A 12687-nucleotide genomic window follows, 5' to 3' on the forward strand; every position below is an offset into this window, starting at 1 on the left:
AGGAGTGCATCATGGCTGAACAGGTTGCCCGTACGGTGCTGCTGGTAGAAGACAGCCCCGTGCAGACACGGATAATCCAGAATCATATTGAAACCTTGACCCCCTTCCGCGTGGTGACGGCATCTTCGCTGCAGGAAACCCGGGATGCTCTGGAAACCCGCCGTGCTCTGGCCGGCACTAATCCCGAAGAAGGGCTTTTCATTGCCGTGGTGGACCTTAATCTGCCCGATGCGCCCGACGGCGAAGCTGCCGATGCCTGCATTGCCGCGGGGGTACCCAGTGTGGTGCTTACGGCGTCTTTCGACGAAGGGGTGCGGGCACGGTTTTTTGACCGCAGTGTGGTGGATTATTTTCTCAAAGGCAGCGTCCGCGACATGGATCCCATGGTGGCGGCGCTGGTGCGGGTGTTCCGTAACCAGTGGGTGCGGGCTCTGGTGGTGGATGATTCGCGCACGGCACGGCATCAGATGGCGCACCTGCTTGAAGTGCAGCGCTTTCAGGTGCTTCAGGCCGAGAACGGTCGCGAGGCGCTGGAAATTATCGAAGCCGGTAACAACATCGGGCTGGTCATTACCGATGACAATATGCCCCGCATGACGGGGGTCGAGCTGGTCAGCGAACTGCGCCAGCGGTACAGACCGGACGAGATGGGGCTTATCGGGGTATCCGCTGCGGGTTCCGGCCCGCTCACCGCCCGTTTTTTAAAAAACGGTGCCAGCGATTTTCTGACAAAGCCGTTCGAAGTTGAAGAATTTTACTGGCGGGTGAATCAGACCATGGACAAGCTGGATATGATGCGTGAGCTGATGGCCTTCAGAAAAGGGCGGGCCTGAGTTGCCCCGCGTGCGCCTGTATTTTTGTGACGCGCTTCCGTGACCGGAAGCGCGTCTTTTTGTATGCGGAAGCCTTTCTTGCGCATGTGGCCGCACAGCCGGACCATGCCCGTTTTTGTCTGCACAGTCCGTGGTGGTTTTATCTGCACGGCAGCGCGTTGCGGCGGTGCCTCATATCGTTACCGGGTGCGCGGGTCGGCCTGCGCATCCTGCGGGGTATGGTGTGCTGCAATGGGACCGCAGGCGGGCGGTTCGCTGATGGTAAAGGCGATTGTCTGCTGCATGCCCTGCAGAAAATCGCGCATTTCGCGTTCCTGATGGGGCGAAAAGACCACCTGCAGCACGCCGTCAAACTTGTTGATGACGCTCATGTAGCCCAGATTGTCCTGCGCTTCGAGCAGAAACCGGAACATGCCGACATCCGCCGGCGCCACATGCACGTACAGCCGGCGGGAAAACCGCGGGGGCGGCAGCGGGGGCATTGGTTTTCGTCTTCTGTGTTTTGCCACGTTCAGCTCCGGAAAATATACAGGCTAGGGAAAGACCTTGCCCGGATTCATGATGTTGCAGGGGTCGAACAGCTGTTTGATGCCGCGCTGCAGCCGCAGTGACGCCGGTGCTATTTCCAGCGGCAGCAGGTGTTTTTTGGCTTCGCCCACACCGTGTTCGCCGGAAATGGTGCCGCCCAGTTCAAGTACGCGGCGGGCAACGGCTTCTATGCCGTCTTCAAGACGCGGTGCCTGCGTGTCCGGCCGTGCCGCGCGGGGCACGGTGAGAATAAGGTGGATGTTTCCGTCGCCCGCATGGCCGAAGGCGAATATATCCAGCCCGAACCGGTTTTCAAAGTCGGGAACCTCGGCAATGAATGAGGCTATGCTGCCGATGGGCACTACCACATCTTCCGAGAAGGACCGTGCCGCATGTTCGCGTATGCGTGTGGAAACTTCGCGGCGTACGTTCCAGATGGTGTCGCGTTCCTTCCTTGTGCCGCCGGGCATCAGGTGCGTGGCGCCGTGCTCGGTGCATATGGCCGCCACCATGTCGATTTCCGGTGTGATGGCTTCCGTCCGTCCGTCCAGTTCGATGATCAGCAGCGAGGCGGATTTGTCTTCCACGGAAAAGGGCAGCTTGTCACCCACAAGCCCCAGACATTTATGGTCCAGAAATTCAATGGCGCTGGGCAGGTGCCCGCGTCCCAGCACGGCGGCCACTGTGCGCATGGCATCGGGCAGCGAAGGGAACACGGCTGCCAGCCCCACCGTGGCGGGAGGCAGCGGGATGAGCTTCAGATATACGGAGGTGATGATACCCAGCGTGCCTTCCGACCCCGTAAGCAGATGCGCCATGTCGTAGCCCACAACGCCTTTGCGCGTGCGTACTCCCGCCTGTATCACTTCGCCGTCGGGCATGACGGCTTCGACACCCAGCACATAGTCGCGCATGACACCGTATTTGACGCAGGCGGGGCCGCCGGCATTGGTGGCCACGTTGCCGCCTATGGTCGAGGTGTCCAGACTTGCCGGATCAGGCGGAAAAAACAGCCCCTGTCCGGCTGCGGCATCGCGCAGCTCTCCGGTAATCACTCCGGCTTCCACATGTGCGTACAGGCTTCGGGTATCCAGCGTGATGATGCGCTTCATGCGTTCCAGCGATATCACAACTCCGCCGCTCAGCGGCAGGCAGCCGCCGGCGGTGCCGGTGCCCGCCCCGCGGGGAATGAGGGCAAAACCGAGCCGGCTGGCAAGCCGGACTATGCGGCTGACCTGTTCGGTCGTTTCGGGCAGTGCCACGATGTCCGGTGCGGCTGTGAAAGGCGAAGAATCGCGGTCATAGGGTTCTCCGGGGGCGGTCAGTACGCCCTGCGGCCCCAGAATGGCTGTAAGCTCTTCAGCAATGCGGTCAAGGTCGGGTGTGGTGGTGCAGGTCATTTGCGTTTCTCCGTGCGGGCAGCCGGATATATGGCCGCCGTCCGGGCTGTTGCCGCAGACGGGCTGGCCCTGTGCGTAAAAAAAGCCGCTCACGCCTTTCCGGCGGGGCGGCTATGTCGTGTCGGCATATGGTCGGCCCCGCGGAGCGCGGAACGGAGGGTTATTTTTTGCTGCGTCCGAAACCGGGGATGTACAGACGCTGCTCAAGCTTGTCCAGTATCCACGTGGCAACGGTCACCAGTGCCAGATAGTACATGCCGACCACCATGAACGCTTCGGTGAAGCGGAAGGTCTTGGTGGCCACGGCACGCGCTTCGCCGGTCAGTTCAATGCAGGTGATGATGTACGCCAGCGAGGAGTATTTGATGAGGTAGATCACCTCGTTACCGCAGCCGGGCAGGGCGCGGCGGAACGCCTGTGGAATGACGATCCAGAAAATGGTTTTGAATTTGCTCATGCCCAGAGCCTGAGCGGCTTTTATCTGGCCCTGTCTGATGGAAAGCAGGGCGCCGCGCACATATTCCGAATTGTACGCACCGCTGCACAGCACAAAGCCTGCCAGCGCGGCTGTGTACGGTTCAAGATAAATGCCCACGTTGGGCAGGCCGAAATACAGCACAAAAAGTTGTACCATCAGCGGAACACCGCGGAATACCGCCGTGTAGGCATTCATTATTTTTTTAACCGGCGCGGACCCGAAGACACGCAGCGTACCAACGGCTATGCCGGTAAGCTGTCCCAGCAGCGCGGAAGGCACAATGAGCAGAAAGCTCATCAGCAGACCTCTGTTCAGCGCGGGAAACAGCTGGTCGGTATAAAAGCTGTCCAGCACTAGCACAGCTCCTCGCACAGGTTGGAAAGCCTGCTGCAGAAATCCTGCGTGCGTGTGTTGGCGCCTTCGGCCAGCAGTTCCGCCGGGGTTCCCTGCTCAATGATGGCACCGTCCTGCATGAAGAGGATTTCGTGTGCCAGAGCCTGTGCAAAATCCATCTGGTGTGTGGCCATGATCATGGTCATGCCGCCGCGCGCCAGATCGCGGATAACGGTGAGCACTTCGCCCACCAGTTCGGGGTCCAGTGCCGAAGTGGGCTCGTCCAGCAGGATGACCTTGGGATCCATGGCCAGCGCGCGGGCTATGGCCACACGCTGCTTCTGCCCGCCGGAAAGCTCGGCAGGGTACAGTGATGCGCGCTCGACCAGCCCCACACGTTCCAGTTCCTGCATGGCCCTTGCGGCGGCGTCCTTACGGCTCATGCCCTTGACCTTGCGCAGTGCAATGGAAACGTTGTCCGCAGCGGTCAGGTGGTCAAACAGGTTGAAATCCTGAAAAATCATGCCTACCTGCTGGCGCAGTTCGTACAGCTCGGCCTTGCGGTGCAGTTCCACCTTGCGGTTTTCCAGATACACATCACCGCTGTCCGGCGGAATGAGATAGTTGATACACTGCAGCAGGGTGGATTTGCCTGCGCCGGAAGGGCCGATAAGCACCTTGAGTTCACCCTTGTTGACGGAAAGGGTGACAGATTTGAGTATTTCTTTGCCGCCAAGCTGCTTACAGACGTTTTCCACACGCAGGATGGGGCTTTTGGCTGCTGTCATGGGTTAAAATTCCTTATGTGGTGTAGCCCGGAATGCGGACTTTTTTCTCAAGTGCGGCAAGCAGTTTGACGCCGGTCAGGGTGATGACGAAATACAGTGCGCCGGCCGCGATGAACAGCGGCAGATGCTCGTAGGTGCGCGATGCCACAAAGTGCGTACGCGTGAAAATGTCCATGGCGCCGACCACATAGGCCAGAGCCGAGTCTTTGAGTATGATGGAATATTCGTTGGACCAGCCCGGCAGGGAAAGGCGCAGCGCCTGCGGCAGTATAACGGCCCGTATGGCCTGAGAATCGCTCATGCCCATGGCCCGTGCCGCTTTAAGCTGCCCTGCGGGCAGCGCCTGTATGGAACCGCGGAAAATCTGCGACTGGTAGGCGGCGCTGGTCATGCCCAGCACCAGCGCCGTGGCGGAAATGGCGCTCAGGTTCAGGCCCAGCAGTTCAAACACGCCGAAATAGAAAAGAAACATGAGAACCAGAATGGGAACGCCGCGGAAGAACCATACATACAGGCCGATGAGCCTGCGCAGAAAAGGCGAACCGTACACCTGTCCCACTGCCATGGGTATGCCCATGGCCAGCCCCAGCATCATGGCGCCGGCCACAATGAGCAGAGAGACCAGCCCCCCCTGCAGGATGTAGGGCATGGCTTCGAGTACGGTTGTGAGTTGTTGCATCATCAGTCTTATTACCAGTTGGAAAAAGTGTGGCGTGCCGCATGTGCGTGCGGTACGCCGTGAGCGGCCGTCCGTCGGGGGACGGCTGATGCCGGCGGCAGCCGGTGCCGCGGGTCTGACAGGCTGTGTGCGTCGGGCGCGGCCTGCATCGGTGCGTCCGGCGCCTGTCCGCTATACAGAAATTTCGTCCGGAAGGCGATAGCTGTTTTGCCGCATGTTCCGGCGGGTAAACCGGCCGGAACATGCGGCAGAGCATTACGGCATCAGTGCTTTTCGCCCAGATACTTGGCTTTCAGCTCTTCCCAGTAGGGGTCGGCTTTCAGCAGTGCCAGTCCCTTGTTGATGGTTTCCAGCAGTTCTTTGTCTTCTTTGCGTACGGCTATGCCGAAATATTCAGGATCGGTGAAGGAACCCACCACTTCAATGGGCTTCACCCGCTGGGCGTCCTGCGCAGGGGCGATGTCCATGGCGGCGGCGTCTATGCGGCCGTTGATCACATCTTCAATGGCCAGCGGTGCGGAATCGTAAAAACGGACGGTGTAGTTCCACTCGGGCTTGTTGGGTTTTTCCTTGTCCAGCCAGTCGGCTTCAGAGGTGCCGGACTGCACGCCCAGCTTTTTACCGCCGGTGAATACCTGCTCCACGGTAAGGCCGGAGCCTTTTTTGGCGATGAATACCTGCGCCACGGTCCAGTACGGGTCGGAGAAGCTGACCTGACGGGCGCGCTCTTCGGTGATGCTCATGCCGGAACAGACCATGTCGATTTTTTTTGAGACAAGGCTCTGTACGATGGTGGACCATTCCATGGGCTTGTGCTTTACGGTGAATCCCATTTTTGCGGCAATCCATTCCATGGCGTCCACGTCGAAGCCTGCGGGTTTGCCGTCTTTGTCCACATAGGCAAAGGGCGGGTAGTTGGCGTCAATGCCGTTGATGAGGGTCTTGCCCGCAAAAGCGGTTCCTGCGAAGGCCAGCGAAAGCGCCAGCACTGCTGCCATGATGGTGAACTTCCTCAACATGCTCGTATCCTTCTTCGGGGTTGGAAAGGGTTGACTGCGGGCACGAAGCCGGACGGGAGTGACCACTTCCTTGAGAGCGGAAGTTCCCGTAATGCCGAGACAACAACAGTTTGTCGCTAGCAGAAAGCGGCACACCCTGCAAGTTGCAAAAATACAAAAATGGCAAAATGAAACGTCGTGCGCCGGTTTGCGGCTGCCGGTGTTGTCAATTTTGCGTTTGCAGGGCAGCGGCTTGCCACACGGACGCGGGGCAGGCACAATGCAGCAAACCGGCATTTAGCCGGCTTGCGTATAACGGCCGCCGGTAACGGCCGAAATCCAGTCAGGAGTATACCCATGAAGAAATCGTTCGGCGCAAAGACGCTTGCATATCCTGCTCCGCTTTTCTGTGTGGGCACCTATGACGCGCAGGACCGCCCCAATATCATGGCTGCGGCATGGGCAGGCATCTGCTGCTCAAAGCCGCCCAGTCTTGCCGTTTCGCTGCGTCCCGCAACCTATTCGCACGGCGCCATTCTGGCCCGCAGGGCGTTCACCGTGTCCATACCTTCCTCGGCGTATATGGCTCATGCCGATTATGCGGGCATGGTCAGCGGCGAGACCGAAAACAAGTTTGAAACGCTGGGGCTGACTCCCGAAAAAGGCGGATTTGTGGATGCACCCTATGTGGCGGAGTTTCCTCTGGTCATCGAGTGCGCACTGACTCATTCGCACAGCATCGGTCTGCATACCCAGTTCATAGGCGAAATACTGGACGTCAAAGTGGATGAAACCTGCCTGGGCGAAGACGGTATGCCTGATATCCGCAAGGTTGATCCGGTCATTTTTGCACCGGTGACGCGCGGCTACTATGCCGTGGGCGAGTATCTGGGACAGGCTTTCAGCGCCGGCAAGACGCTGAAAAAATAGCTTGCTGCACCATATGGTAAACCGCCCCGGAGAATAATTTTTCCCGGGCGGTTTGTGTTCCGGCTGCACGCGGTGCCGCTGCTGCGCAGCAGTGCCGGAGGCACCGCGAAGCGCGGGCGGCAAACGTCATGCAAGCTGCCTGAACCAGACGTTCATGCTCTCTATGCGTCCGGCGATATTTGTATTGTTGACCAGTGTGCCCGCATAGCGGTAGCCGCAGCGGGCAAAGGTCACATTCATGCCCGCAGAAACGGCACGGGCGATGGTGTAGGCCGTGCGTATGCCGTTTTCAGGCAGGGCTTTTTCCATGTGCGCCAGCAGGTGACGCGCAAGGCGTTTGCCGCGGTGGGCGGGCAGCGTGGCAAAGTCTGTCATTTCGGCGTTGGCATGTGCGGTGTCCATTTCGGCGGAAGCCAGCGCCGCAATGCCGTCACCGGCCATTGCCCCGAAAAAGCGCACGTCGTTTTTCATGCAGTGCTCCAGATAGTCCGGTTCGTGGATGGGAAACGGATAGCTGGGAAAGACGCGGGCATACAGCGCCGCCATCTCCCGCGTATGGCGGGGCCGCATTTCCTGCAGTTCATATCCCGCAGGCAGTGCGGACGGCGGCAGAGGGGGTTTGGCAGCGGCTATCTGCAAGACTGAGCGCATTTTTGCACTGTCGGCGGGTTTCTGCCGCCACAGCCGCAGAAAGCGGCTCATAAAGCATATGTCGCCGTCTCCGTTCTGCATGCCGGGCACACAGGCTTCTTTGGTGAATCCGTGCTGCGTGAACAGCGGAATAGCCTTCTGGGGAACCTTGGCAAACAGTTTCGAATACCCGTGTTCCTCGGCAAGGCCGTATACTTTTCTGATAAGCTGCGGGGCTTCGTCAGGGTCCACCTTCATCAGATAGACTCTGTCGTTCAGCGGGCCGTGCTGTATGACGGAACGGCCGACGGTGCGCACTTCGTCGGGCTGTTCCGCATCGGGAGGACACACGGGGCGTGTCTCGGTGACAAATTCGGTCAGGCTTGTCTGCATGCTGTCACCCCTTTGCCTGCACCGCAGGCGCAGCGCCGTCGTCCGCGGGGTTGTCCGCAGGGGCATCGCGACGGGCCAGGCGCTCGTTGTTTTCCGGTGTAAGGCTGGTTGTGTCGTCCCAGTCCGAGAGCAGCTTTTCTATACCTATGGCGCCGGTTTCGTCTGCGTCGTCTTCTTTCAGCGTCAGATGGCACGACCGGCAGTCGCGGTCGCAATAGGATGGCTCATAGCTGTCCGGTTCGGTGTATGTTGTTATGACGCCTTCGTAATTGCGCAGCACCACTTTGTTTACGCCCTGAGATATGGCGTAGTTGGGCATCATGGGTATTTTGCCGCCACCGCCGGGGGCGTCTATGACATAGGTCGGAACAGCCATGCCGCTGGTATGTCCCACAAGGCTTTCAATAATTTCGATACCCTTGCCCACCGGCGTGCGGAAGTGGGAAAGCCCTTCGGACAGGTCGCACTGATACATGTAGTAAGGGCGCACTCTGTTCTGCACCAGCTTCTGGTTCAGAGTTCTGAAAAGGCGGGGGCAGTCGTTCACATCCGCCAGCAGAACACTCTGGTTGCCCAGCGGAATGCCTGCATCCGCCATGCGGGCCAGTGCCCGGCGTGATGTGCGGGTAAGCTCTCTCGGGTGGTTGAAATGTGTGTTCAGCCACAGCGGGTGGTGTTTTTTAAGTACGGCAAGCAGCCCGTCGGTGATGCGGTAGGGCAGGACCACGGGCATGCGGCTGCCGATGCGGATAATTTCCACATGCGGGATGCTGCGTATTTCACCCAGCAGCCAGTCCAGCCGTTCGTCAGAGAGCATCAGCGGGTCGCCGCCGGAAAGCAGCACGTCGCGTATGGCGGGGGTGCGGCGGATGTATTCAATGCCCTGTTTCAGCTGTCCGCGGTCCGGCACCGAGTCCCTGTCGCCAACCTTGCGCTTTCTGGTGCAGTGGCGGCAGTACATGGAGCACAGGTTGGAAACGTGAAACAACACGCGGTCGGGGTAACGGTGTGTAATGCCCGGTGCGGGGCTGTCTTCATCTTCGTGCAGCGGGTCTGCCATGTCGTGCGGGCTTACGTTCAGTTCGCGTATATCCGGAAAAGCCTGCATGAAAACGGGATCGCTTTCGTAGTCTTCCTGATCGATGAGCGAAAAATAATAGGGGGTGATGGACATGGGGAATTTGTCCAGCGTGCGCTTGTACAGAGCGCGTTTTTCATCGCTGAAGGTGACCCCGAGAATTTTTTCCGCTGCTTCGACAGTACGGATGGAATTGCGGACATGCCATTTCCAGTCTTCCCAGCCGGAGGTGGAAGTGCTGTTGCCCAGCATGCTTACTACTTCGCGTTGACGTTCGTTGAGCTCTTTCATGGATGGTGGCGCGGCAACAAGGGCCGTCTTGTTGCGTCTGGCCGCGTGTCGGCGGGGCTGCCTGCGGGCAGCGCTGCGGCGCTTTCCGAGTGCGGCATGTATGCAAGTTTCCAGTCAGTGCAGGATTATATCTTGTAACAAAACGCCGCATTCAGAAGACTGATTTGTCTTTCTTTCCTGCTTATGTCTTATTTTACTATACAGAACGTCAGTTTTTTGTCAAATCGCGGACGGTAATGTTGTTTTTTATATACTTGATGCATTTTATGCGTCATAAAAATTTTTATAAAGACAATGTTTTTGTTGTATGCATTGTAATAGTATGCTCGTTGCATACTGACTTTTTTTGTTGGGTGCAGAGAATTCTGGAGAAGCTTTCTGCTTTTAAGGCAGGCTTTTGATGGTAATGTACTGTTTTTACGGGGCTAATGCTGTTCATGTTGCCGTTATGCCGGTTTGGGGGTGGCAGGGGCCGCCCTGTAGAACGAAGTGCGTGAAAGCCGCCGGAGGGCATAAAAAAAACCGGCCGGAGCCGGTTTCTGATTGTGTGCATGCGGTCGGTTACAGTTTGTAGCCGATGGTCCGCAGAAATCCTTTGCGCTTGGCGATATGCTCTTCCGTTTCCACACCCTTGGGAGCAAAACCGTCCACCACGCCCATAAGGCCGCGGCCCTGATCGGTTTCGGCGACAATGCCCTGCACGGGGTTGGCTGTGGCGCAGAAAATACGGACCACTTCAGGTACCTGCTGGATGGTGTTCAGGATATTGATGGGGAACATGTCGCGCATGAAGATGATGAAGGTGTGTCCGCAGCCAAGCGCCTGCGCGTTGGTGACGGCAAGGTCGATGAGCGACTGGTCTGTGCCGCTCCAGCGGATAAGGCAGTCTGCCGAAGCTTCGCAGAAGGCAATGCCGAATTTTGCTCCGGGCACCGTGCACACAATGGCCTCGTGCACGTCTTCAACGGTTTTGATGAAGTGGGACTGTCCCAGAATCATATTGAGGCTTTCGGGGTTTTTTACGGAAACAGTATGAAGCTGCATGGCGCCTCCTTATGAGAGCAGAGAAAGTTAATACGCGGTGCATGTGGCCGCATCAGAGAATGCCCCTGTTCTGCCCGCGTGCTGCCCAAAGCGCAAGGAAAACCCGAAGGCACGGAAGCCCTGTCGGGGGCATGAAAAAACGGCCTCCGTCGCCGGAAGCCGTTCAGTCGGTTAAAATGTTCGCAAAAGAAAGAAGGTAATTTGTATATAGCAACTGCCGTGCCAACATGTGTGGCCGTGCTGTTTTGTCTTGTATCATGTTGTTATATTGGTGTTTCATTGTGTGGTGCGTTTGCGGGGTGCAGCGACGCGGACGTATAAAAACTTTAACCGGCGAAGAGAAGCGTATGCCGGAGTAAAAGTTTTTGCACCATACATCCGGCGGACCGGCAGACGGAAGATCAGTCAGGATATCGGGCGGAGCGCTGCGGACATGCGGCGGGCATCAGGTATGCATCGGGCAGGGTGGTTGGCACCCCGCCCGATGCAGGCAGTTATTGCTGCTCCACGTACAGATATCTTTTGATTTTGTGCGTGGGGGTTTTTTCAAAAGGTTCAGTCTGCTCAAACACTTTATGCAGACGCGCAAAGCTGGCCACCTGCTGGTTGGCGGCAGTGCGTATTTCTTCCAGCAGGTCGTCTGTTTTTTTAGCCATTTTGGCTGCAGGCAGCGATCCGTACTCTTCGTCAAGCCGGGCATAATCAAGGTGGATGCGCGCTGCGAGCTTGCCTTCGTGACGATAGACCAGCGTTTCGAGCACATAGGGCGACTGCTGGATGACCGCCTCTATCTCTTCCGGATAAATGTTTTCGCCGCTGGGGCCGACAATGACATTTTTCAGCCGTCCCTTGATGTACAGGTAGCCGTCGGCGTCAAATTTGCCCAGATCGCCGGTGCGGAACCAGCCGTCTTCGGTGAAGGTGTTTTTGGTGATTTCCGGCGCTTTGTAATATTCACGCATCACATTGGGGCCTTTGACCAGAATTTCGCCTTCTCCCGTGGCCGGATCGGGGGCGTCGATGCGCACCTCCACGCCGATGAGCGGCCAGCCCGTGGATGTAAAGCGCGTGTGCGCCGGACCGGACCCCGCCACAAGGGGCGAGGTTTCTGTCAGACCGTACCCGATGGCGTAGGGAAAGGCCGCCTCACGCAGGAACTGCTCCACATCGGGAGCCAGAGATGCTCCGCCGATGCAGAATATGCGCAGCTTGCCGCCGAAGGTTTCCAGCAGTTTTTTGCCGGCCACGGCGTTCAATTTTTTGCGCACCGGAGCAATGCCGTACAGCAGGCGTTTGAAAAAGGATCCTGTCAGTTTGGGCAGGATGGCTGATTTATAAATCTTTTCAATGACAAGCGGCACGGAAAGCATACATGTCGGGCGCACTTTGCCCATGGCCGGAATAAGTGCGCGGGCGGTGGGCGGCTTGTCCATATAATGGATGTGGGCACCGTTGAGCACCGGCAGCACAAGCCCCAGCGTACATTCGTAAGTGTGTGAAAGCGGCAGGATGGAAAGCAGCCTGTCGCCGGGGCCTACCTGAACAATGCTTTTGACGGCGTCGGCGTCGAAAACAATGTTCCGGTGCAGCAGCACGACACCTTTGGAATGGCCGGTGGTACCGGATGTGTAGATGAGCGAGGCCACGTCGTCCTCTTTCACCTCTGCCGGTTCCATCTGGGCAAGCCGCATGGCTTTTTCTTTCAGTCTGCGGAATTCGCGCAGACCGGCGGCCTTGAATTCGCGCACAAGGTCGCGCGATGTGCCCAGCTCCACCGGACGGAATGTTTCCATCAGCAGGAAAACCGGCGTTTCGTCATAATGCCCGTCTTCCACCTTGCTGAACAGTTTTTCAGAAACAAAGACCGCCTTTGATTCTGAGTGGCGGATGATGTGGTGCACCGCGTCCGGATGGAATTCCGGCAGGATGGGCACTGCCACGGCGCCCATGGTGGTGATGGCAAAAAAAGCGATGCCCCAGTTGGGGCTGTTTTCCGCCAGCAGGGCCACGCGATCGCCCGGCGCGATGCCTTGTTCGATCAGCAGACCGCTGAGGGTTTCCACCTGTTCTTTAAACTCGCTGTAGGTGACAGGTGTGCCGCCCACGGCGGAAAGTGCCGGTTGATCGGCAAAGAGTTCTGCGCTCCGGTCAAGCACGTGGCGCAGCGTGAATATTTCAAGGGACTGCATCTGATAGCCTCCGCAGGTCGTTACGGCCGGTAAAAGGTCCCCCTTCGTGTAAGGGAAACAGGCGAAGGCTGCAATCCCGATACTTGACCCCGCGG

The 12687-nt window shown here is 58.1% G+C and carries 13 protein-coding genes; 3 read left to right on the forward strand and 10 right to left on the reverse strand.

The window, feature by feature from the left end; genetic code table 11:
* The first annotated feature begins 11 nt into the window (after nucleotides 1-11).
* Nucleotides 12-833 carry a response regulator gene (locus tag ACZ5D1_RS01030; RefSeq protein ID WP_464555622.1) on the forward strand — a complete coding sequence of 274 codons (822 nt, stop codon included), beginning with the start codon at nucleotides 12-14 and terminating at the stop codon, nucleotides 831-833.
* Between the two features lie 179 nt (nucleotides 834-1012).
* Here the strand turns inward: ACZ5D1_RS01030 and ACZ5D1_RS01035 are convergent, their stop codons facing one another.
* From ACZ5D1_RS01035 to ACZ5D1_RS01060, 6 genes are all read right to left on the reverse strand, one after another.
* Nucleotides 1013-1315, reverse strand: a complete 303-nt coding sequence (locus tag ACZ5D1_RS01035; RefSeq protein WP_455696474.1) for a DUF4911 domain-containing protein — start codon at nucleotides 1313-1315, stop codon at nucleotides 1013-1015.
* 51 nt (nucleotides 1316-1366) lie between these two features.
* Entirely contained in the window at nucleotides 1367-2761 is a 1395-nt protein-coding gene (locus tag ACZ5D1_RS01040; RefSeq protein WP_011366343.1) for an FAD-binding oxidoreductase, read from the reverse strand.
* 160 nt (nucleotides 2762-2921) lie between these two features.
* Entirely contained in the window at nucleotides 2922-3593 is a 672-nt protein-coding gene (locus ACZ5D1_RS01045; protein ID WP_011366344.1) for an amino acid ABC transporter permease, read from the reverse strand.
* A complete protein-coding gene (locus tag ACZ5D1_RS01050; RefSeq protein WP_011366345.1) occupies nucleotides 3593-4360 on the reverse strand; it encodes an amino acid ABC transporter ATP-binding protein in 768 nt (255 codons plus the stop codon). The genes ACZ5D1_RS01045 and ACZ5D1_RS01050 overlap by 1 nt, the downstream gene beginning before the upstream one ends.
* A gap of 13 nt (nucleotides 4361-4373) precedes the next feature.
* Nucleotides 4374-5042, reverse strand: a complete 669-nt coding sequence (locus tag ACZ5D1_RS01055) for an amino acid ABC transporter permease (RefSeq protein WP_011366346.1) — start codon at nucleotides 5040-5042, stop codon at nucleotides 4374-4376.
* 260 nt (nucleotides 5043-5302) lie between these two features.
* Nucleotides 5303-6058 (reverse strand): ABC transporter substrate-binding protein, encoded by a 756-nt coding sequence (locus ACZ5D1_RS01060; protein ID WP_011366347.1) that lies wholly within the window; start codon nucleotides 6056-6058, stop codon nucleotides 5303-5305.
* Between the two features lie 91 nt (nucleotides 6059-6149).
* On the opposite strand from ACZ5D1_RS01060, the gene ACZ5D1_RS01065 reads away from it, so the two are divergent.
* Both ACZ5D1_RS01065 and ACZ5D1_RS01070 read left to right on the forward strand, forming a co-directional pair.
* Nucleotides 6150-6338 (forward strand): hypothetical protein, encoded by a 189-nt coding sequence (locus ACZ5D1_RS01065; protein ID WP_148204092.1) that lies wholly within the window; start codon nucleotides 6150-6152, stop codon nucleotides 6336-6338.
* Between the two features lie 56 nt (nucleotides 6339-6394).
* Nucleotides 6395-6967, forward strand: a complete 573-nt coding sequence (locus tag ACZ5D1_RS01070) for a flavin reductase family protein (RefSeq protein ID WP_027182539.1) — start codon at nucleotides 6395-6397, stop codon at nucleotides 6965-6967.
* A gap of 126 nt (nucleotides 6968-7093) precedes the next feature.
* Here ACZ5D1_RS01070 and ablB read toward each other — a convergent pair whose 3' ends face one another.
* The 4 genes from ablB to ACZ5D1_RS01090 form a co-directional block, all read right to left on the reverse strand.
* Complete coding sequence (gene ablB, locus ACZ5D1_RS01075) at nucleotides 7094-7990, reverse strand: putative beta-lysine N-acetyltransferase (protein WP_011366349.1); 897 nt, start codon at nucleotides 7988-7990, stop codon at nucleotides 7094-7096.
* 4 nt (nucleotides 7991-7994) lie between these two features.
* Nucleotides 7995-9359: a lysine 2,3-aminomutase gene (kamA, locus tag ACZ5D1_RS01080; protein ID WP_011366350.1), complete on the reverse strand. Its 1365-nt coding sequence runs from the start codon at nucleotides 9357-9359 to the stop codon at nucleotides 7995-7997.
* Nucleotides 9360-9920: 561 nt separating this feature from the next.
* Nucleotides 9921-10403, reverse strand: coding sequence for an adenosine-specific kinase (locus ACZ5D1_RS01085; RefSeq protein ID WP_011366351.1), 483 nt, complete (start codon nucleotides 10401-10403; stop codon nucleotides 9921-9923).
* 494 nt (nucleotides 10404-10897) lie between these two features.
* Nucleotides 10898-12592, reverse strand: coding sequence for an AMP-binding protein (locus ACZ5D1_RS01090; RefSeq protein ID WP_011366352.1), 1695 nt, complete (start codon nucleotides 12590-12592; stop codon nucleotides 10898-10900).
* Nucleotides 12593-12687: the final 95 nt, after the last annotated feature.

It is taken from the genome of Oleidesulfovibrio vietnamensis, from assembly GCF_055388115.1.